The 20,508-nt window shown below is 68.3% G+C and carries 19 protein-coding genes; 8 read left to right on the top strand and 11 right to left on the bottom strand.

Annotation, left to right across the window (positions count from 1 at the left end):
* Positions 1–5 precede the first annotated feature (5 nt).
* From UCD39_RS17300 to UCD39_RS17290, 3 genes are all read right to left on the bottom strand, one after another.
* On the bottom strand, positions 6–683 hold the full coding sequence (locus UCD39_RS17300) for a thioredoxin domain-containing protein (protein WP_330497141.1): 678 nt from the start codon (positions 681–683) through the stop codon (positions 6–8).
* 131 nt (positions 684–814) lie between these two features.
* Positions 815–1,693 carry a thioredoxin domain-containing protein gene (locus UCD39_RS17295; RefSeq protein ID WP_330497140.1) on the bottom strand — a complete coding sequence of 293 codons (879 nt, stop codon included), beginning with the start codon at positions 1,691–1,693 and terminating at the stop codon, positions 815–817.
* Positions 1,694–1,766: 73 nt separating this feature from the next.
* Positions 1,767–2,258: a DUF721 domain-containing protein gene (locus UCD39_RS17290; RefSeq protein WP_088870846.1), complete on the bottom strand. Its 492-nt coding sequence runs from the start codon at positions 2,256–2,258 to the stop codon at positions 1,767–1,769.
* Positions 2,259–2,375: 117 nt separating this feature from the next.
* On the opposite strand from UCD39_RS17290, the gene mutY reads away from it, so the two are divergent.
* Together mutY and UCD39_RS17280 are read left to right on the top strand one after the other, a co-directional pair.
* Positions 2,376–3,485 (top strand): A/G-specific adenine glycosylase, encoded by a 1,110-nt coding sequence (gene mutY, locus UCD39_RS17285; protein ID WP_330497139.1) that lies wholly within the window; start codon positions 2,376–2,378, stop codon positions 3,483–3,485.
* A gap of 41 nt (positions 3,486–3,526) precedes the next feature.
* Positions 3,527–4,258, top strand: a complete 732-nt coding sequence (locus tag UCD39_RS17280) for a DUF1194 domain-containing protein (RefSeq protein WP_330497138.1) — start codon at positions 3,527–3,529, stop codon at positions 4,256–4,258.
* A 192-nt stretch (positions 4,259–4,450) separates the two neighbouring features.
* Here UCD39_RS17280 and UCD39_RS17275 read toward each other — a convergent pair whose 3' ends face one another.
* Positions 4,451–5,785: a hypothetical protein gene (locus tag UCD39_RS17275; protein ID WP_330497137.1), complete on the bottom strand. Its 1,335-nt coding sequence runs from the start codon at positions 5,783–5,785 to the stop codon at positions 4,451–4,453.
* Between the two features lie 298 nt (positions 5,786–6,083).
* Here UCD39_RS17275 and UCD39_RS17270 point away from each other — a divergent pair, with 298 nt between their 5' ends.
* Together UCD39_RS17270 and UCD39_RS17265 are read left to right on the top strand one after the other, a co-directional pair.
* Positions 6,084–6,542, top strand: a complete 459-nt coding sequence (locus UCD39_RS17270; RefSeq protein ID WP_330497136.1) for a hypothetical protein — start codon at positions 6,084–6,086, stop codon at positions 6,540–6,542.
* 199 nt (positions 6,543–6,741) lie between these two features.
* Positions 6,742–7,527: a protein tyrosine phosphatase family protein gene (locus UCD39_RS17265; RefSeq protein ID WP_330497135.1), complete on the top strand. Its 786-nt coding sequence runs from the start codon at positions 6,742–6,744 to the stop codon at positions 7,525–7,527.
* Between the two features lie 27 nt (positions 7,528–7,554).
* Here UCD39_RS17265 and UCD39_RS17260 read toward each other — a convergent pair whose 3' ends face one another.
* The 3 genes from UCD39_RS17260 to UCD39_RS17250 all read right to left on the bottom strand — a co-directional run bounded on the left by UCD39_RS17260 (position 7,555) and on the right by UCD39_RS17250 (position 12,376).
* Positions 7,555–8,943, bottom strand: coding sequence for a glycoside hydrolase family 27 protein (locus UCD39_RS17260; protein ID WP_330497134.1), 1,389 nt, complete (start codon positions 8,941–8,943; stop codon positions 7,555–7,557).
* Between the two features lie 95 nt (positions 8,944–9,038).
* Positions 9,039–9,539 carry a nuclear transport factor 2 family protein gene (locus UCD39_RS17255; RefSeq protein ID WP_330497133.1) on the bottom strand — a complete coding sequence of 167 codons (501 nt, stop codon included), beginning with the start codon at positions 9,537–9,539 and terminating at the stop codon, positions 9,039–9,041.
* A gap of 227 nt (positions 9,540–9,766) precedes the next feature.
* On the bottom strand, positions 9,767–12,376 hold the full coding sequence (locus tag UCD39_RS17250; protein WP_330497132.1) for a glycosyltransferase: 2,610 nt from the start codon (positions 12,374–12,376) through the stop codon (positions 9,767–9,769).
* A 428-nt stretch (positions 12,377–12,804) separates the two neighbouring features.
* Between UCD39_RS17250 and UCD39_RS17245 the strand changes: the two genes are divergently transcribed.
* Positions 12,805–13,224, top strand: a complete 420-nt coding sequence (locus UCD39_RS17245) for an HIT domain-containing protein (RefSeq protein ID WP_330497131.1) — start codon at positions 12,805–12,807, stop codon at positions 13,222–13,224.
* A 51-nt stretch (positions 13,225–13,275) separates the two neighbouring features.
* Positions 13,276–13,914 (top strand): glutathione S-transferase family protein, encoded by a 639-nt coding sequence (locus tag UCD39_RS17240; protein WP_330497130.1) that lies wholly within the window; start codon positions 13,276–13,278, stop codon positions 13,912–13,914.
* Here the strand turns inward: UCD39_RS17240 and UCD39_RS17235 are convergent.
* Complete coding sequence (locus tag UCD39_RS17235) at positions 13,896–15,086, bottom strand: alpha/beta fold hydrolase (protein ID WP_330497129.1); 1,191 nt, start codon at positions 15,084–15,086, stop codon at positions 13,896–13,898. The two genes, UCD39_RS17240 and UCD39_RS17235, sit on opposite strands and share 19 nt — an antisense overlap.
* Before the next feature lie 561 nt (positions 15,087–15,647).
* Here UCD39_RS17235 and phaR point away from each other — a divergent pair.
* Together phaR and curA are read left to right on the top strand one after the other, a co-directional pair.
* The gene (gene phaR / locus UCD39_RS17230; RefSeq protein WP_330497128.1) at positions 15,648–16,262 is read left to right on the top strand and encodes a polyhydroxyalkanoate synthesis repressor PhaR; all 615 of its coding nucleotides are present in this window, start codon (positions 15,648–15,650) and stop codon (positions 16,260–16,262) included.
* A gap of 378 nt (positions 16,263–16,640) precedes the next feature.
* Positions 16,641–17,663 (top strand): NADPH-dependent curcumin/dihydrocurcumin reductase, encoded by a 1,023-nt coding sequence (gene curA, locus UCD39_RS17225; protein ID WP_330497127.1) that lies wholly within the window; start codon positions 16,641–16,643, stop codon positions 17,661–17,663.
* 69 nt (positions 17,664–17,732) lie between these two features.
* On the opposite strand, the gene UCD39_RS17220 is transcribed toward curA, so the two are convergent.
* The 3 genes from UCD39_RS17220 to UCD39_RS17210 all read right to left on the bottom strand — a co-directional run bounded on the left by UCD39_RS17220 (position 17,733) and on the right by UCD39_RS17210 (position 20,490).
* Positions 17,733–18,314, bottom strand: a complete 582-nt coding sequence (locus tag UCD39_RS17220) for a DJ-1/PfpI family protein (RefSeq protein WP_330497126.1) — start codon at positions 18,312–18,314, stop codon at positions 17,733–17,735.
* A 99-nt stretch (positions 18,315–18,413) separates the two neighbouring features.
* Complete coding sequence (locus UCD39_RS17215) at positions 18,414–19,082, bottom strand: hypothetical protein (protein WP_330497125.1); 669 nt, start codon at positions 19,080–19,082, stop codon at positions 18,414–18,416.
* 94 nt (positions 19,083–19,176) lie between these two features.
* The gene (locus UCD39_RS17210; RefSeq protein WP_330497124.1) at positions 19,177–20,490 is read right to left on the bottom strand and encodes a divergent polysaccharide deacetylase family protein; all 1,314 of its coding nucleotides are present in this window, start codon (positions 20,488–20,490) and stop codon (positions 19,177–19,179) included.
* Positions 20,491–20,508: the final 18 nt, after the last annotated feature.

Here is a 20,508-nt window from a genome sequence, read left to right as displayed (position 1 = left end):
GGGGCTTACTTCTTCGGTGCCTTGGCGCCGGCCTTGATCAGGGCGGCGGCCAGCTTGTCATAGTCGTTGGGGCCCGCGACGCGGTCCACTTCCTTGCCGCCCTTGCGGATAATCAGCGTGGGCGTCACCTCGATCTTGGCCTCGTTGGCCTCCTGGCTGCTGGTGGCCACATAGTCCTGAAGCGGCTTGCTGGCCACGCAGGCGTCGTAGGCCGGGCCGGGCAGGCCCGCCATGCCCATCATCTCCTTGAGGCCCGCCTCGGGATCCTTGGCACCCAGCCATTGGTTCTGGGTGCTGAACAGCAGGCTGCGGGCGTCATTATAGCTGGCGACGGGCAGGCAGCGCGTGGCCATGTGGGCCAGGTAACCCACGCGGTTGGTGGGGGTGTCATGGAAGACGAAGCGCACCTGGCCGGGATTGATGAAGTCCGCCTTCAGCCGGGGCAGCATCGTCTCCTCGAAATGGGCGCAGTGCGGGCAGGAGAAGGAGGCGTATTCCTCGACAGTCAGCGGTGCGTTGCCGCTGCCCAGGGCGCGGGTGCTGGTGGCGGCGGCGATGTCGATGCCGTTGGCCGGCCCCGCAGGGGCGACGGGGGCCGCCTGGGCTAGCGCCAGGGTGGGCGCCAGGGTGGGCGCCAGCAGGGCGGCCGTCGCCACCGCGAGGGCGCGGGCAATCGGCGCCATTGTTCCCACTGGTCCGCGCGTGCCGCTGGCTTGCTTGACCCCCATCATCCCCATTCCCCTTGATCGCGACATCGACGGCACTGACTGTCATGAGGCGGCGCGCCGGGATCGCCCCGGCGCGCCATCCCATGTCACTTCTTGCGGCGGGTCAGCATGAACAGACCGCCCAGGACGACCAGCGCGGCCACGATGCCACCCACGATCATGCCGGTGTTGGGGCCGCTGCTGGCGCTGGCGGCCGGGGCCGGCGTGGATGCCGGGGTGCTGGCCGGGGTGGACGCGGCCGGCGTGGCGGCGGCGGGTTGGGCGGCGGTGCCGGCGGTCGGGTCGGGGGCGGGGTTGGCCGGCGCCTTGGCGCCCGCCTTCACCAGCGCGTCCGACAGCTGGCTGTATTCACGCAGGTTGTCGATCTTTTCCACCACCGCGTCGCCCTTCTTGATGAAGAAGGTCGGGGTGCCGTCCACGCCCAGCTTTTCCGACGCATCCAGCCGGCTCTGGGTGATGAAGTCCTGCAGCGGCTTGCTGCTCAGGCAGGCGGTGAAGGTGGCATCGGACATGCCGCCCAGGCGCAGGGTCTGCTGCAGGGCCTTCAGCGGATCGTCGGCGTGTTCCCACTGCGCCTGCGTCTTGAAGATCAGGCCTTTGGCGGCGGTGTAGCGGTCGGCCGGCAGGCAGCGGGCGGCCATTTCGGCGGCGAAGGCCAGCTGGTCCAGCGGGAAGTCGTGGAACACCAGCTGCACCTGGCCGGTATCGATGAAGTCCGCCTTCAGCCGCGGCAGGAACGCCTCTTCGAAATGAGCGCAGTGCGGGCAGGTGAACGAGGCGTATTCCTCCAGCACGACGGGCGCCTTGACGTCACCCAGCACGCGCGGGCTGGTGGCGCTGGCGACGTCGATGGTGACGGGGGCGTCCGCCGTCTGGGCGCTGGCCGCGCCGGCCGACAGGACACCGGCCAGGGCACCTGCGGCCACCAGGGCGGCGGCCAGCGAATTACGCAGATGTAGGTTCACCTTAGTTCCTCCGATACCAACTGTAGTGACTATAGGGGGCGGCGCCGGGGGCCGGCAAGCCGCGTCCGAGGGGCTATCGCTTCGGGGACCCGGCCGGCTTTTCGGTGGCCAGGATGGCGCGGCCCAGGCTGGTCAGCGCCTCCCGCAAGTCCCCGTCTTCCACGGCCGCCGTCTGGGTTTCCAGCGCCGCCGCCTCTCCCGCCGACAGGCGGCGGGGAATCGGCGCCGGCCGGTCGCGCCGTCGGTTGGTGGCGGGAGGCGCCTGCAGCAGCTTCAGCCGCGCCACGGCGCGGAAACCGAAGAAGCCGTTCAACCGTTGCAGGATCTGCGGTTCCTCATGCTGGATGAACAATGCGGCGGGTCCGGCCACGCCCAGGTGCAGCACGGCATCATCCTGCCGGCCCTTGGGGAACTGCAGCTTCAGCGGCAGGGCGACGCTGGCCAGGCGCGGGCCCACGATAGCGTCCCATTCAGCCAGCAGGGTGGCGAAGGCGGGGCCGTGCGGGCCCAGCGCCTTGCCGGCGATGGCGTTCAGGTGGCGGCCGATGGGGCGCGGGCCGGGCATGGGCGTCGGTGGACCTTGAAACAGTTGCGGGGGCGGCGTATCCGCTGGGGGCGGCCCCTATCCGGGAACAGTGTTTGGGGGTTGTTGAACCATGGCGCAAGGGGCTTTGACCACACAATGATCGTCGCAGGCGACTCCTTCCCCCTTGGCTCCGCCGCCGGCCCTGACCTGCCGGCTCCCCGGCCCGCCGACCTGCTGGCCTGGTATGACGCCCACCGCCGCCAACTGCCCTGGCGGTCCGCTCCCGGAACGGTGGCCGATCCCTATCATGTCTGGCTGTCGGAAATCATGCTGCAGCAGACGACGGTGGCGACCGTGGGGCCTTACTTCCAGCGCTTCCTGGCCCGGTGGCCCACGGTCGCGGACCTGGCGGCGGCGGATCTGGACGCGGTGCTGAAGGAATGGGCCGGTCTTGGCTATTACGCCCGCGCCCGCAACCTGCATGCCTGCGCCCAGGCGGTGGTAGCGCGGCATGGTGGCCGCTTCCCGGCGGACGAGTCCGCCCTTCTGGATCTGCCCGGCATCGGCGCCTACACCGCCGCCGCCATCGCGGCCATCGCCTTCGACCTGCCGGCCACGGCCATGGACGGCAATGTGGAACGCGTTCTGTCCCGCATCTACGCGGTGACCGACCCGCTGCCGGGTTCCAAGCCCACGCTGAAGGCGCTGGCCACGGCCCTGGTCCCGGACAGGCGGCCGGGCGACTATACCCAGGCGCTGTTCGACCTGGGGGCCACCTTGTGCAGCCCGCGCAATCCGCGGTGCGTGCTGTGCCCCTGGCGAGATGCCTGCCGAGGACGGCGGGACGGCATCGCCGACCTGCTGCCGCGCAAGGCGGAGAAGGCGGCCAAGCCCACCCGCCGGGGCGTGGCCTTCTGGCTGACCAACGCGCGGGGGCAGGTGCTTCTGCGTCGCCGGCCCGAGTCGGGCCTGCTGGGCGGAATGATGGAGGTGCCGTCCAGCGCCTGGGAACCGGGCGCGGACTTGGCCTACACCCGGGCGCTGGCCTGGGCGCCGGCGTCGGTGGACTGGCAGCGCCTGCCGGGCATCGTCCGCCACACATTCACCCATTTTCACCTGGAACTTACCGTCGTTCGCGGCCACCTGGCGGATGAGGGGGCGGCGGTCGAAGGCGTATGGTGCGCCCCCGCCGATTTCCATGACCAGGCCCTGCCCACCGTCATGCGCAAGGTTGTCACCTGGGCGCGCAGCGGGGGCAAGGACTGATCCCCCAGGATCGCCGCGCTTCTCCTTGGGACTGCAGGCATATGGGACGAAACGTGGGTAAGGATGGCCAAGGGGCGGCAAAGCCGACGCGGCGCGCGCTGCTGACCGGCATGGGGGCCGCGCTGGCGGCGCCGATGGTGGCGGCTCCCGCCTGGGCCCGGGCTGGCGGCACGCCGGTGGATTTGGCGCTCGTGATGGCGGTGGACAGTTCCGCCAGCATTTCCAAGGTGATGCTGGACTTCCAATTGCGCGGCCATGCGGCCGCCTTCCGCGACAAGGCGGTGCACCAAGCCCTGGCCGGCGGGCCCAAGGGCAAGGTGGCGGTGCAACTGGCCCTGTTCTCCGGCCCCGGCACCCTGACCACGCTGGTGCCCTGGACCCTGCTGGCCACGCCGCAGGACGCGCTGGCCCTGGCCGACCGCATCGACGCGGCGCCCGGCGTGGCCATGGGCGGCAACACCGCCCTGGGCGATTGCATCGTCCAGGCGGTGCGCCAGCTGGACGCCTGTCCCTACAGTGCCGACCGGCGCACCATCGACCTGGTCAGCAACGGCTTCAACAACGGCGGCATCGATCCCCGCTCCGCCCGCGCGCACGCCCAGGCCGCCGGGGTCGGGGTGAACGGCCTGGTCATCCTGGACGAATATGACTGGCTGGAGCCGTACTACCGCGAGAATGTCGTGGCGGGGGAGGACGCCTTCGTCATCACCGCCGCCAACCGCCACGCCTTCGCCGACGCCTTCCTGTCCAAGCTGGTGCGGGAAGTGGTGTGATGGCGGCTGTAAGGCCTCTCTTTATGCCGTCCTAGGCTGCGACTGCAGCCGCCGGAGGTTTCCGGGGAGCGCAGCGGACTGGAAACCGAGGATCAGCCAAGTCAGCGGATGCTGGCGCCCGGCGTCTGAGGGACCCAAAAAACAGGAGGGGTGTTGGCCCCTCCCGTTTCATTTCAGCCGTGAGACTGAGGTTTACTGCTGCTTGCGCGGACCGGCTGCGGGGCCCGGCTGCTGCGTGCCCTGGGCGGGCGGCGGCTCGTTGGCCTTCTTGCGCAGCACGCCGGCGATGGCGTTGCCGGCGTTGTCGGCCACAGCCTTGGACGCCGCTGGCGCCTCATGCGAGATGATGAACAGCTGCCGGTCCTTGGTCAGGTACAGGATCAGGTTGGCGTAGAACTCACCCTTGTCCGTCTTGCAGCTGGCGGAGCCGGTCTGCATGTCGATCTGCAGCAGCTTTTCCAGCTTGCCCTTGGTCGGGGTGTAGGTGCCCTGGCAGCCCTTGGACAGGCTGTCCAGATAGTTCTGCATCACCTTTTCCAGGTCACCCGCCTCAGGCTTCAGGCCGACCGAGCGCAGCGAGCCGATGACATCCTTCTGAACGGCCCAGGCGAAGTCGCCGGGGCGCTCCTGCGGTGACATCTTGTCCACCGGCAGGGGGTGGGCGTCCTTCAGGCCGGCATCGATCAACAGCTGCGCGAAGGCCGGCGGGATGGCCGGCGGCGGCGGCGGCAACTGCAGCTTGCCGGCCACCGCCTGGTCGAAGCAGGCGTTCAGGTCCTTGAAGGCCTTGGTGCCGCCCTTCAGGACGAAGGTGGCGGTATCGTTGGGGCTGCTGACCTCCAGCTTGTTGGCCGTCAGCAGCGCCTTCGTGAAGTTGGCGTCCATCGGGTCGAAGCCGGTCATGATGGCGTTCGGCTGGATGATCTGCGAGCCGCGTGTCTGCTCCAGCTTGCCGTCCAGCTTCAGCTTCACGGCCGGGCCCTGGCCCGGCGGCATGTTGGCGCCGGGCACGCCGATCACCAGATTGATGATCTTGGGCGGCAGCTTCTTGGCCTGCTGCTCGGCCTGGGGCACCGGCAGGGCCAGGAAGACCAGGGCCAGGCCATTGTCGAAGCTGGCCTGCGCCTCGCAGAGCTTGAAGCTGCCATCGGTGTAGACCTGCGGCCCCACCTGCCAGTTGCCGGTGACCGTGCCCACCTTGGACGCGGCCGGTGCGGCAGCCGGCGCAGCCGGGCCGGCAATGGGCGCCTGGGCGGCCGGCGCCTGGCGCGGACCGGCGCTGGGGCCAGCCGCGGGCCCGGCGGCCGGACCCATGGCGGGGCCGGGCACGGGGGCCTGCTGCGGCGCCGCGACGCTGGAGCCCGAGGAGATGGCGCCCGGAAGGATCAGGCCGCCGGCATCCGAACCACTGGTCGGGGCTTGGCCCCCCGAGGGCTGATCCGGTTGCGGGGTGGTCTGGGCAAGGGCGGTGCCGGCCAGGACCAAGGCGGTGCCGGCGGCAAGAAGACGGGCGGTGAAACGGGACACGGGGCTACGTCTATCCTAAATGGAAAACCCATGGGTGCGTCGGGACCCTAGGGCACGTCTTGACATCATTCAAGGGGCATGCGCGGTACCGCCGCAGGCCTGTCCTTGCGCGCCCTCCCGAAGAGTTGGGAAGAGGCGCGGCGCGGCCATACCTTCGCCACAATTCGTCAGTTTTACTCGTTGCTTCCCGGCTTTCCTCTGGAAATGCCGTTGCGTGCCCATTATAACAAATGATCACATTTGGCGCGCGAACGTTTGGGGGCAAACGATGCGCTTCGCAGCCGCGTTAGTGGTTCTGATGGTATCCGCGCCGATGCTGGCGCATGAGCGTTTGGACACCGATGAGGTCGGTCGCTACGTGACGGCGGCTGAGGCTCTGGTCGCGTCCGCGCCGAACGATGGGCAACCGGCGTTCGTCCTGCTGGCCCACCCCGGGCCTGACGCGCAAGCCCTGCTGTCCAAATATGGCTTTGACGAGCGGCGCTGGCGACAGGTGACGCAGCGGGTGCTGGCTGCCCGCCAGGCGGCCCGCGCGGCGGAGGAGCCGGTGGAAAAAGGGGCGACGGCGCAGAAGCTGGCCTCCACCTCCACCCTCAGCGCCTTCGACCGGCAGGAGATGGCGACCCTGGTGCGGTGGACGGAACATGATCGCGCCGCTCTGGACCGGGAAACCAAGGAGGATCGGTCGGTGGTCGCCCCCTTCTTCGACCGGCTGGACCGGCTCGACTCCACCTATGTGCGCCCCGCCGCGCGCTGAGGCCCCGCCTGTCCCGGTGGTGCGCCGGCCCCAATGATGCGCCGGGCTGCGGTCTATGCGCCCATGCGCGCATGCCCCCTCGCGCCCGCGAAATAAACCCCCTATATAAGGGACCTATGCTCGGCCGACGGAACGCCTGGCCAGGTGGGCTTTTGCCTTTGCTTTTAGGCTGCCTTGTGCTTTTGGGACAGTACACGCGATGACGGACTATCGGCTGCAGGCCGTGACGGTGGACAAGATGCCGGCGGCTGGAACCGAGGCGCCGCCCGCCCCCTTGGCAACCCCTTCCCCGGCGACCTCATCCCCTGCGAGTGGGGTGCCCCCGCAGCGGATCAGCGGCGTGAAGCGTTACCTGAACAGCTTCTTCAAGGACCATGCGTTCATCCGCATGATCTACAAGAACATGTTTCAGATTTCGCCGCGGCTGTACCGCTCCAGCCAGCCGACGCCCCGGCACATCGCCCAGGCCGCCCGCTTGGGCGTGCGCACCGTCATCAACCTGCGCGGCCGGCGCGACAATTGCGGCTCCTGGGTGCTGGAGGATGAGGCCTGTGCCCGCCAGGGCCTGGCCCTGGTCAATTTCCCCGTGAATTCCCGCGACGCGCCCAAGAAGCATATCCTGCACCAGGCGCGGGAGATTTGGCGTGACGCGCAGTACCCGGTGCTGATGCACTGCAAGGCCGGGTCCGACCGGGTCGGCTTCATGAGCGTGCTGTACCTGTTCGTGCATGAGGGCGTGCCCCTGCGGACCGCCCTGGGTCAACTCAGCCCCAAATATGGCCACCTGCGGCATGCCAAGACCGGCATCCTGGACCACTTCTTCGAGACCTTCCTGGCCTATGCCGAGGGGCAGCGCATCGAGCCGACCGTCGACGCCTTCTACCAGTGGGTGGATGACGTCTACGACCCGCCGGCCTTCAAGAAGACCTTCATGACCCGCTGGTGGGCCAGCGTACTGGCGGACAAGGTGCTGCGCCGGGAATGATCCCGGACGCAGCGGCCCGCCTCTCGATCATTTCACCTCGAACAGCGCGCTGCCATGTGCGGGCAGGGTGACGGCCATGGCTTCCGCCGCCGGCAGGGCCTTGTCCGTCCACAGGTCGTGGGGCGCATGGCGGCCGGCGGCCAGGCCCACCTTTTCCCACGGCGCCGACAGCGTCGCGGGCTTGTCATCCAGATTGAACAGCGCCAGGTAGCGCTGACCCTTGGCGCCCGTGGCCAGCCAGACGCGGGCGTTCTCGAAGCCGGCGGGCAGGTCCGTCACCGGCCGGCTGTCCTTGGCCGTCTGGTCCACCGCGATGACCGCGCGGTTGGTGATCAGCGCGCGGGTGGCATCGTCCAGCTTGGTCAGGTTGGCGCCCAGGATCAGGGGCGAACGGGCGATGGCCCACAGGGTGATCAGGGTGCGCTGTTCCTCCGCCGTCAGGCGTGAGGCGCGGGGCTCACCCCAGCCGGGATGGGGGGCCAGGGTGCCGATGGGCAGCATGTCCGCGTCCGGCCAGCGGCCCTGGCCCGTGTGCGGCGCCCAGCCGGGCAGGCGGTCGAACAGGTCGCGCACGCCATAGGGGAAGTCGTCGCCCGGCTTTTCATGGGGGAAGGTCCAGCCGTCCCACACGTCATTGGTGATACGCCACATCTGGCCATAGCGGCTGATCTCCGCCGCGTGGGACAGATTGGTGGGACCGGGCGACAGGCTCAGCACGATGGGCCGGCCCGTCTTGGCGATGGCGCTGCTGATCTGCCGGATTTCGCTGGCCTTGTAGGGATGGTCGGCGATGCAGTCGACCTTCAGGAAGTCCAGGCCCCAGCGCGCGTACTGCGCCATCATCGAATCATAGTAGGCCTGGCCGGCGGGCGTATCGCGCACCCCATAGTTGCCGTCATCCCAAGGGCAGGTGTCGGCGGTGTCCGCCACGTCGGCCGCGTGGAAGGAGGCCCCCGCCACCGGCGTGTTCCGCTCCACGGCCTGCTTGGGAATACCGCGCACGATGTGCAGCCCGAACTTCAGGCCCTGGGCATGCACCCAGTCGGCCAGCGTCTTGAAGCCCCGGCCGTCCGCGGCCGTGGGGAAACGCGCGGGCACGGGGACCAGCAGGCCGTTGCCGTCCAAGAGGTACTGCCGCTCCGCCAGGGTCTTGCCGAAGGGGTCGGCCATGTACCACCCCTCATCCACCACGGCGTATGTCCAACCGTAACGCTTCAGCGTCGCCAGCACGCCGACATTGGCCTTGAAGTCGGCCTCGTCGATGGTGAAGCCGTAGGCGTCCCAGCTGTTCCACCCCATGGGCGGCGTGGGGGCGGGCGGCGTGGGGGCAGGCGATGCGGCCAGGGCGGGGCCAATGGCCAGCAATCCGGTCAGGACGGTCGGTAAAAAACGTGCGATGCGCAGCCAACGCCGCATGGGGCTCTCCCTGTTTTCCGTGTTGTTAGCGATAACAGTACGGAAAAGCGGCGCCCCCGCAATCTCCAAAACCGGATTTGTCGTACTAATCAGGTCTAATGTAGCGTGGGCGGCCGGCCATGCAGATCCTCGTGGCCGCTGGCGTCCTCGAACGCGGCGATGGAGGAGATGGGCGTGGCCTGGTGGTGGATCATGCGCCAGCCGCCCACCGACCGGGTGAACAGGTTGGTGACCACCAGGGCGGTGCTGGCCACGAACTCCTCGCACACCACCCAGCCGATGTCGCCGCAGACCATGGCCTGCGCGCCCTGGTGGCGCACGTCCGGGGACCGGGAGTTGCCCAGCAGGTCGCGCCAGCTGCGCATGACCTGTTCCCAGCCCGACAGCGCCGGCCAGCCGGGATGGACGCAGCGCACGTCCCCGTCCTGGGCCCACAGCGCCTCCATCCCCGCCACATCGCGTTCCGCGACGGCCTGATAGAAGCGTCGGTTGGCGGCAAGCACGGCCTGGACATCCGCATCGCCCTGGAGATCGACGTCGCCCTCCGCCGCGTCGGTTTGCGGCGCCTGGGTCGACAGTGGCTGCGTTTTCACCATTCCCTCCCGTTCCCCGGCCTTCTGGCCGATCCTGTTTTGGCGGCCCCGTGGGCCGGCCCACCGATTGTTGAACCTGGGTTCAGGATAGCGCGTCTGGGCTGTTGTGGGCGCGAATCGGCGTTTCGGTCACGGAATTGTGCCCGGCCGGCTCGTTGGCTTTGAAACGGAACGGGGCGGTAGGTTGCCCCACCGCCCCGTATTGACCATCACGCCCGTGACCCCCGCGCTTATTCCGCCGGCGCGGTCGAGGCCTCGGCCCCGCCGCCCTTGGGCAGGGCGTTAAGGGTGCTTAGGAACAGGGCGGCGATGTAGGGGAAGGACTGGACCACCAGCATGGTTGCCCAGACATAGGCGTCGCGGTTGTCACTGCCCTTCAGCAGGGCGATGGCGGCGGCGGCCAGCCACAGGCCCAGCATCAGCGCCACCTCTTCCCGCGCATGCAGGAAGCCCTGGATCAGGGCCGGCTGGTCCTCGCACTTGGGTGTGCGCACGAAGGGGCGGCCGCTGGTGAACAGGCCCACCCAGACGGCGCGGCCCACGGTGTGGGTCAGCGCCATGCCGGCGATGGCCGCTCCCAGCTTGTCGATGAAGCGGCACTTCACCCGCTCCCCATACAGCCACAGGCCGCATAGCACCTTGAAGAAGAAGACGCTGAGGGTGGGCAGGATGAAGACGGTGGGCGGAAACTCGATCCACTGCGGCAGCAGCAGCAGGCCCAGCGACCAGATGATGCCGCCGATGACGAAGCCCATGTGGGCGGCGTCGGCGAACCAGGGCAGCCAGCCGGTGATGAAGTGGTACTTCTGACCGGCGGTCAGCTTGGTGCCGCCCGGCATCATCTCGCGCCAGTGGCGCTTCAGGATCTGCACGGCACCGTAGGCCCAGCGGAAGCGCTGGGTCTTGTAGCCGGCGAAGCTGTCGGGGACCAGGCCCTGGCCGAAGCTGTCGGGCATGTAGACCGCCTCCAGCTTCTCCTCGAACAGGCGCAGGCCCAGCTCCGAATCCTCGCAGATGCACCATTCGGCCCAGCGGCCCACGCCGTCCAGGGCGCTCTTGCGCACCAGGGTCATGGTGCCGTGCTGGATGATAGCGTTGCGCTCGTTCCGCTGGATCATGCCGATGTGGAAAAAGCCCTGGTATTCCCAGTTGATCATCGACTTGAAGGCGTCGTCGGACCAGTCGCGATAGTCCTGCGGGGACTGGACGAAGCCCACCTCCGGCCGCTTGAAATAGGGGATGGTGGCCGACAGCCAGTCGGGCGTGACCTGGTAGTCGCTGTCGATGACGCCCACCACCTCCACATCCGGGGCGGTGACGGACAGGCCAAAGTTCAGGGCGCCGCCCTTGAAGCCCGGCCAGCGCGGCAGGTGGAAGAAGCGAAAGCGCGGCCCCAGCTTGGCGCAGTATTCCTCCAGCGGCCGCCACACCGCCTCGTCCTTGGTATTGTTGTCGATCACCAGGACTTCGAAGTTGGGGTAGTCCATGGCCGCCAGGGCGTCCAGGGTCTCGATCACCATGTGCGCCGGCTCGTTGTAGCAGGGCACATGGATGGAAACCTTGGGCGTGTAGTCGCCCAGCGGCTCACGCACCGGCGTGTAGCGCCGCTTCCAGCGCTGGGTCCACACCACCTCCGTCAATTCCAGGCCGTCGATCAACATGACGGCGAACAGGATTAGCTGGGCGAAGATCAGCACCATGAAGGCGGTGAAGGACAGGGTGCCCATGCCCACGGTCAGGGCCTGGGTGCCTGTCCACACCAGGACGGACGCCACCGTCTGGATCAGGAAGCCGTAGAACAACTGGCCGCGCCATTTCAGGTCGTCGCGGGCCAGCACGAAGAAGAACATGGGGAAGAAGGCCAGGGCGGTGGCGATGGCGCACAGCACCCGCCACGACGGCACTTCCAGGATGCCGCCCACCATGGGGAACTTCTGGTGGCGATGGGCGTCCCAGATGCCCCAGGCCGTTTCCGCCGTGCCGCCCAGCGTGCGCTTCCACGGCTGGTCGAAGGCCTCCATGATGTAGAAGTCCAGGCGCTGCTGGCCGGCGATGTTCAGGAAGCTGCGGATGTACTTGGCCTCGTTCACCAGCCCGGCCTCGGCCGCCCCGCGATAGGCGCCATCGGACGGCCAGCCGGTCTCGCCGATCAGGATGTGCTTGTTGGGGAAGCGCTCCTGCACCTGGCGGTAGGCCGCCATGGCGTCTTCCACCGCGCGGTCCACCGACACCTTGTTCCAGTAAGGCAGCAGGTGGATGGTGATGAAGTCGCAGGCGTCGGCCAGTTCCGGATGATCCAGCCAGACGTAGGACGGCTCGGCCGTGGACACCGGCACGTTCACCTGGCGCTTCACCCGCTGGATGTAGTCGATCAGCTGGGCGACGCTGAAGTCATCGCGGAACAGCACCTCGTTGCCGACCATGACCCGCTTCACATTCGGGTTGGCGCGGGCGACGCGCACCAGGCCGGCCAACTCCGCCTCATTGGCGGCGGTGTCCTTGGACAGCCAGGCGCCCTGGGTGATGGTCAGGTTGGGGTAACGCTCCAGTGCGATGGGCGCTACCTGGTCGATGCCGTTGCCGACCTGATAGGTGCGGATGGACTGCACATGCGGCGCCACCACGTCCAGGTCGCGCTTGATGTCATCTGCGGAGGGGCTGTCCCCGTTCTGCGGGCTTTGGTTGGCCTGGAAGGGCACGAAGGCCACACCGGCGATGGTGCCGGCCCAGGGGCGCTCGCTGGCCGGGCGGTTGACGACTGCCCACGCGCCGATGTTGCCCAGCACGAGAAGAAGCAGGACCGCCCAGGCGGATTTCTGCATCCTCAAAATCTTACGCATTGTGAACGACCCCTGCCCCTGGAACGGAATGATGATGAACGGGACGATGATGAAAAAGGAATAGGAACGCGCACGGCTGAACGGGCGGCCCCGCAAACTAATGAATTATCGGGCGGGTTCCCAGCCCCAAGGCCCCACCATGGCGCCCCACCGTGACGCCCCCGCCGTGACGGAAGCGAAACCATCCAATGACACGACTATGGGGCAATTTTATGGAGGCCGGGCGCCCCCACGCCATTTTCAGTCCCAAGGCTGACCCATCCGCGCCCCTCATCTCCATGACCCGGCCGCCTTCCCTGGGCGAACCCCTTGGACGGACGGCATTGGACAGTAGTACATAGCCATCCTACCGAGGGCGTCCAGCGGTATTGCGGGCGCCGTCCGTCGCCGAATCCCGGCGTCCTGCCCCGAAGGGATCGCCTGCGCAAATGACAAGCACCGCCGACTTCGTCCTGCACCCCCGCCTGGCCGCCGACACCGTGGCCGTGGGCGACCTGCCGCTCAGCCGCGTGCTGCTGTCCCGCAACGCCAGCTGGCCCTGGTTGATCCTGGTTCCCCGCCGGGCCGGCGCCGTCGAGATCCATCGGCTGGAGACGGCCGACCAGGTCCAGCTTATGGCGGAGATCGCCCAGGTCTCGCGCGTCATGGAGGCGGCCTTCAGCCCGGATAAGCTGAACGTCGCCGCCATCGGCAACCTGGTGCCGCAACTGCACGTCCATGTCGTCGCCCGCACGCGCGGCGACGCCGCCTGGCCGGGCCCCATCTGGGGATCCGGGTTCGAGGAAGCCTACGGCCCCGATGGCGCCGAAGCGCGTGCCGCCAAGCTGGCGGCTGATCTGGGCCTATGATCCAGCCGTATCCACCCCGTACGAAAAGCTGAAATTGTCGGAGAGCGCGCCATGATCATCGTCCATCATCTGAACCATTCCCGGTCGCAGCGCGTGCTGTGGGCGCTGGAGGAACTGGACCTGCCTTACCAGGTGGTGCGGTATGAGCGCGATCCGGCCACGCAGTTGGCCCCCCCGGCCTTGAAGGTCATTCATCGCCTGGGCAAGTCGCCGGTGATCGAGGACGATGGCCTAGTGTTGGCCGAATTGGGCGCCATCATCGAGTATCTGGTGCGCACCCACGGGAATGGGCGCCTGGCGCCGCCGGCGGGGGACCGTGCCGCCCAGGCGTGCTACAGCCACTGGATGCACTACGCCGAGGGTTCCGCCATGCTGCCCATCCTGCTGCGGCTCTACACCAGCCGGCTGGGCGACGGTGCCGCCCCCCTGCAGCCCCGCATCGCGTCGGAGATGGCCAACCACCTGGGTTACATGAACGCGGAACTGGCCCAGGGCCCCTGGTTCCTGGGGGAGACCTTCACCGCCGCGGATATCCAGATGAGCTTCCCCATCGAGACGGCCCTCACGGCGCCGGATGCGGCGGAGCGCTTCCCCCACCTGGCCGACTTCCTGACGCGCATCCAGTCCCGGCCGGCCTACCGCGCGGCGGTGGAGAAGGGCGGTCCTTACCGCTATGACCGCGGCGCCTGAAGACGCGCCCGCAGCCACTCGGCCAGCGGCGCCCACACCTGCGCCGGCGCGCCGGCGCTGACCACCATGCCGATGTGGCCCAATGGGGGCTCCAGCCGGTCGCCGCCGGGTATGGCATCGATCAGGGCGCGGGCGGCGCCCGGTGGCACGATGCGGTCGCGGGCGGGGATGATGGCCAGCGTGGGCAGGCGGATGGCCTCCGGCGTTATGGCCCGGCCCGTCATCCGCCAGTTACCCTGGGCGGGGTCGTTACGGCCGTACCATCCGCCCAGGCATTCCCGCGCGACGGCGGCGGCCAGGGGCACCCCGTCGTTCAGCCAGTCCTCCAGCGCCACGAAGTCCTGGGCGTCCTGGCTGTCCGGGTCCAGGTGGGCGTAGCGGCTGAACTTGCGCAACGCCAGCAGCGGGTCCAGCCCGGCGAACAGAAACTGGATCATGTCCACCGGCAGTTCGCCCAGCCAGGTCAGCGCCGGCTCGACCAGGGGCAGGACGGCGGCGGTGCGCAGCGCCGCCGCCGCGTCGTCGGCATGGAAATCCCAAGGGGCGGCTAGCAGCACCAGGGATGAAATCGCCTCGGGTCGCAGCACGGCGGCGGCGGCGGCCAGCGTGCCGCCCATGCAATATCCCACCAAGGCAGGCGTCTGGCCCATCAGGTCGCGCGTCGCGTCCACGGCGCGTGCCAGCCGGCCGGCGACATAGTCGCTGAGGCCGAACCCTCGCTCCGTGGCCCCCACCGAGCCCCAGTCCAGCAGCAGGGGGCGGAACCCTCCCTGCGCATCGCTCACTTGCGCCAGCCATCGCACCAGACTCTTGCGCGCCGACAGGTCCAGGATATAGCCGCGGTTGACCAGTGAAGGCACGAACAGCAGCACGGGGCCCTTCGCCCCGGGCCGGCTGTAATCCAGCAGGCGGCTGTTGCCTTCCGTCCATATCGGTGGCGGGTCGAGGACGTCGCGCTGGTAGGGGGCCCGGCGATAGCGTTCCAGCCCGCTCAGGAACGTGTCGAGTCGGCGTCGGGTTTCGCGCTCAACCGCTGTTTTCAGCGCCTCCGGGTCGACGCCGGCGAGGTCGGCGCGCAGTTGGCGGCACCTCGGCTCCAGCTCCTTGCGCCAGATCGGCGAGCTGCCGTTCAAGAGCGGCAATCCGGCCTGCGAGTTCAGCAAGACGGCCATCGCTGCCGTCAGGTGCGCTGCCAGCGGCCGGGGGCCCTGGCGGCGTTTCGGGGGCCCCGTCGGTGCCGGGTCGTCCGACCGCTGGCCCGGGGCCTGTGTTGCTGTGCGTGCTGGCATATGGCCCCCAGGGGAAGGTGGCGGGGGTGAAGAAAGGCGCGCCCGACCAGGCGCCAGGCCCCGGATTCGCGCCACCGCCCGGCCAGGCGGCTTGGCCGAATGCGCGGACCAGGCGGGCGAACGCGTCTGTCATGTCTGGATCGGCGGACATGGCGGCCCATTGGTCCTGCCACAAGTCCAGGTAGCGCCGAGCCAGCGCGTCCAGGCTGGGCGGCTCCCCCTGACAGGTGCCGGAGGCGGGGGCGCAGGGCGGGGGCGATGGGGCGTCAGGCTTGCGCGGCATGGGGGCAATCTACACCCGCGCCACCGGCTGGCAAAGCGGTGGCGGAAGGTCATACGCGCATTGTTCCTTAGTAGGATGCTTGCGTGTGCCGCACCGCATGGATTAGCTATGTGCAGTGCACCCGTGCAACGGGTGATAAACATCGCCGGGAAACGCCGCCTATGGTCGACAAAGAAGATCCCAAGCCCGCGCCGATCACGATCAAGAAGTACGCCAACCGGCGTCTTTACAACACCGCCACCAGTTCGTACGTGACCCTGGACCATCTATGCCAGATGGTGAAGGACGGGACCGACTTCGTTGTCTACGACGCCAAGTCGGGCGACGACATCACCCGGTCGGTGTTGACCCAGATCATCGTGGAAGAAGAGTCCAAGGGCGGACAGAACCTGCTGCCCATCGGCTTCCTGCGGCAGTTGATCAGCCTTTACGGCGACAACATGCAGTGGATGGTGCCGAAGTATCTCGAATACAGCATGCAGTCGTTCACCCGTAATCACGAAAAGATGCGGGATTACTTCCAGAACACCCTGGGTGGCATGTTCCCCTTCGGCTCGTTCGAGGAGGTGGGCAAGCAGAACATGGCCATGTTCGAGCGGGCGATGCGCATGTTCTCGCCCCTGGCCGGTGCCGACGCGGCCCGCCCTGAAACGGGTGAGGCGCCCAAGGCCAAGCCCGCCACCACCGGCGGGCAGTTCGATGAGTTGCAGAAGCGGCTGGACGAGCTGCAGCAGCAGCTGGTGTCCCTTACCGGCCTGACCCGCAAGCCGGACTGATCGGTCCCGCCTTCTTCCGATGTCGACAAAACCCCGGTCCCGCATCCTCGCGGCCGGGGTTTTTTGTGGTGTCCTCGCCCGGCGGATGCCGGGACGAGCCGCGGGAAGCACAGCCAAAAATTGCAACGGTCCGGTGTCCGGCGGTGGGGTGCGGGGTTGCGCCAACGGCATTTCACCGGGTGCCGGGCCGTGGGCTAAGGTTTGCGCCCTGGACGAAGGACCAAGGTGTCGGCGGCTGCTTGACGTGCACAGTCGTCTGAAAGACCGGCCCCTGGTTCGTGGTGTGATCGTGCGGTTCCGGCTGGCCCGACCCGCATGGGCCACACCCTCACGCGAATGAACGGGGCCACCCGCGGGGTGTCGCCCTTCTGAAGGAAGATGAGGAAAGACATGCCGCTGAACCGCAGGATTGTTCTGGCCTCGCGCCCCGAGGGGCTCCCGACGGAACAGAACTTCGGGATGGAACAAGCGTCCATCCCCGTGGCGGGCCCCGGCCAGATTCTGCTGAAGACGCGGTGGCTCTCTCTCGACCCCTACATGCGCGCCCGCATGAGCGCCGCCAAGTCCTATACCCCGCCCATCGAGGTCGGTGGCCTGATGGTGGGCGGCACCATCGGTGAGGTTGTGGAAAGCAACGTTCCCGGCTTCCAGGCCGGCGACCTCGTGCTGTCCAATTCCGGCTGGCAGGAATACGCCGTGGCCGGGCCGAAGTCGGTGCATAAGCTGGACACCGATGGCCTGCCGGTCACGACCGCCTTGGGTGTGCTGGGCATGCCGGGTCTGACCGCTTATGTCGGCCTGAACGACATCGGCCAGCCCAAGCCGGGTGAAACGGTGGTGGTGTCCGCCGCCGCCGGCGCCGTGGGCTCCGTCGTTGGCCAATTGGCCAAGTTGAAGGGCGCCCGCGCCGTCGGCATCGCCGGCGGGGCGGAGAAGTGCGCCTTCGTGGTGGATGAGCTGGGCTTCGACGCCTGCGTCGACTACAAGGCCGAGACCTTCAAGGAAGCGCTGGCCGCCGCGTGCGACAATGGCGTCGACGTCTATTTCGACAATGTCGGCGGCCGGGTCACTGACGCGGTGTTCGACCTGCTGAACACCTTCGCCCGCGTGCCGCTGTGCGGCCGCATCGGCAACCTGAACGACACCGCGTTGCCGGCCGGCCCGGACCGGGTGCCGGCCCTGCTGTCGACCATCCTGACCCGCCGCCTGCACGTGCAGGGCTTCATCGTCTCCGACCACTGGCACCGCAACGACGCCTTCCTGGAAGAGGTCGGCGCCCTGGTGAAAAGCGGCCAACTGCGCTATCGCGAGGACGTGACCGAGGGCTTGGAGAACGCCGTTCCCGCTTTTCTCGGCCTGCTGCAGGGCAAGAACCTGGGCAAGGCGCTGGTGAAGCTGTAAGCCGGTTCCGCCACCGTCCTGAGAATCAAGCCCCCGCCCGGTGACCCCGACGCGGGGGCTTCGCCTTTCTTAAATCCTGATCTCCGCGCCCAGCACCTTCAGCAGCTGGGCCAGCCAGGCGGCATGGGCCGGCCAGGCGGGGGCGGTCACCAGCTTGCCGTCGGTGACGGCGCCGTCCACCGGGATGTCGGCGTACTCACCCCCGGCCAGGGTCACCTCCGGCCGGCAGGCGGGGTAGGCGGAGACCTTGCGGCCGGACAGCACGCCGGCGGCGGCCAGGATCTGCGGGCCGTGGCAGACGGCGGCGATGGCCTTGTCCTGCGCCGCGAACGCTTTCACCAGGGTGATCACCCGGCTGTCGAGGCGCAGGAACTCGGGCGCGCGGCCGCCGGGGATGACCAGGGCCACGTAGTCGTCGGCCTTCACGCTTTCAAAATCGGCGTTCAGCGTGAAGTCGTGGCCGCGCTTCTCGGTATAGGTCTGGTGACCCTCGAAATCATGGACGGCGGTGGCGATCTTGTCGCCCGGCCGCTTGCCCGGGGCCACGGCGTCGACCTGGTAGCCCACCATGGACAGGGCCTGGAAGGGCACCATGGTCTCATAGTCCTCGGCGAAATCGCCGACGATCATCAGGATGCGTTTGGGGGCCATGGTGTTCCTCCATTCAGACCGTTCCGGGGATGCCCAGGATGCCGGTGGAGGGCGGAAACGCCTATGGGCCTTAAGGAGGTAGCGGCCGGCGTCGAAAGGTCAGGGGGTGGCGGTGCCCTCTCTCCCGGGGCGGGTATCCGGCAGATAGGGCGTGATCACCCGGCTGGGGCAATAGTCCGGTACATCGCTCCAATCCACGGGCGCGCCCAGAAGGTCTGCCAGCGTCGGCTCACCTGGGGTGGGGTTACGGCTTGGGCTCTCAAGGTTGAGCGTGCGTCCGTCAGCCATCTTGAGGGCGATGGCGATGTGGAAGGGGGCGCGACTGTTATTGTCGCAATGAGGAATGATGAGCCTCACCTGGTCCCTGGTGTAACGATGCGGGGCCGATAGATAGCTGGATTGGGCATAGATGCCGCCGTCGACCAGGCAGGTCCGTGTTCCGCTGAGGAAGAAGGCGACGGCGCCCAAGGGAAGCAGGCTCCACAGCACCCTACGGACCGTCCTGGAGCGGAGGACCTTTTCGTCCCGGTATCTGTGCGGGCGGGCCAAGATCCACCCGGTCAGCCCAGCCATAAAGAACGCGACGGCCATATTCAGGAGAAAAAGTAGGCGCCCGATGAAGCTTGGGGCGGCGCAAAACCACGGGGAGTCCGGCGCCAGCGACATCTGCATCCATTCCCAGGCATAGCCCAAGCCAAGAAGACAGATGAGGAAGACAAGGATGCTGACAGCACCCCCCAGCAATTGCTGCCCGGTATCCTCGTTCAAGCGAACCTTTGAAGCCATTTATTCCACCGCCGCCGTCAGATCCGCCCATTCCTGGGCATGAAGGACATAAGGGGCGGCGCGGGGGAGTAAAGCGCTATCGGTCCGCCTGCCGGTTGACCACGGCGGTCACGGGCGCCAGGACGATACCCCGGTCGCGCAGGCCCACGGCCCAGCGGGCGATAGCCTCCAGTGTCACGGGATAGGGCTGGGCATAGCCGACGGCGACGCCGTTGAGCTTGGCCAGCCGTTCCAGTTCCGCCAACTGGGCGGCGACGCCGGCGTCGGACGGCGCCCGGTCCACCTGCACGTCCGACACGGCGCGGGGCAGGCCCAGCTCGGTGGCGATGCGGGTGGCCTGGCTGGCCGGGGTGGGCCAGCTGTCGACATAGATCAGGCCCCGGCGTTGCACCTGGCGCAGCACGGTTTGCAGGCTGTCATGGCTGGCCAGGAACTTGGTGCCGGTCAGGTTGGTCAGGCCGACATAGCCGGTGGCGCTGGCCATGGCCGTTTCCAGCCGGTCCACGTTCTTCTCATCCGGCAAGCTGGTCAGCAGGGTGCCGGGACCGGGATCGTTGCGGGGGAAGTCCTGCGGCTCCATAGGAACCTGCAGCAGCACCTCATGGCCATCGCCGCGCGCCTGGTCCACCGCCTTCTGCAGGTTGGGCGCGCTGGCGGCGAAGGCCAGGGTGACGGCGGCGGGCATGCGGGCCAGCACCTTTTCCAGGGCGCTGGGCGACCAGCCCAGGTCGGCCATCACCAGCGCGATGCGCGGCCGCTTGTCATCCTGGGGGAAGGGGCGGCTGTAGGCCTGCCAGGGGGCGGGGCCCTTGGCCGGCATGCGTGGCAGATAGCCCGCCCGCGTCTTTTCCAGCAGGTCGTCGTTGCGGCTGGGCGCCAGCTTCACCGCCATGTCCATGGGGTCGGGCTCATGCGCGGCGGCGGCCTTCGCGGCCGCCCCATCCGCCGCTCCGGTGGCTGCCGGGGGGGCCTCCACCGGCCGGGCGCCACCCTCCGGCAGGGTGACGGCGATGTCGGGCAGGGTGGCCGCCTTGCGCCGGGCCGCGGCCGTCTCCTCACCGGTGGCGGCCAGCCAGGCCACGGTTCCCGCCACGACCAGCACGGTCAGGGCCACGGCCACGGCGAACAGGTTCAGGCGCCGCCGGGGTTTGTCGCCCTTGCCCCGCGCCTTGGGGCCCGCCTTGGCAGTTCCGGCACCGCGACCGGTGCGCTTGGGCACGCCCAGGCGCGCCGCCAGCACGTCGGCGGACGCATCCTCGTCCGCATCGGCCAACAGCGCCTCGAAGGCGTCGTTGTCGTCGCCCTTCCCGCGTTTCGTCTTCTTTGCCGCCTTGGAAGGCTTGGCCTTGCGCGACACAAGGCTCTTCAGGCGGCTGGTTAGGGCGGCCAAGGGGTCCCCGTCGGTTGG

This window comes from Nitrospirillum karajorum (assembly GCF_036348415.1).
Taxonomy (GTDB): Bacteria; Pseudomonadota; Alphaproteobacteria; order Azospirillales; family Azospirillaceae; genus Nitrospirillum; species Nitrospirillum amazonense_B.
The sequence above is the reverse complement of the archived record's forward strand: the minus strand, read 5'-3'. Positions and strand labels throughout refer to the sequence as shown.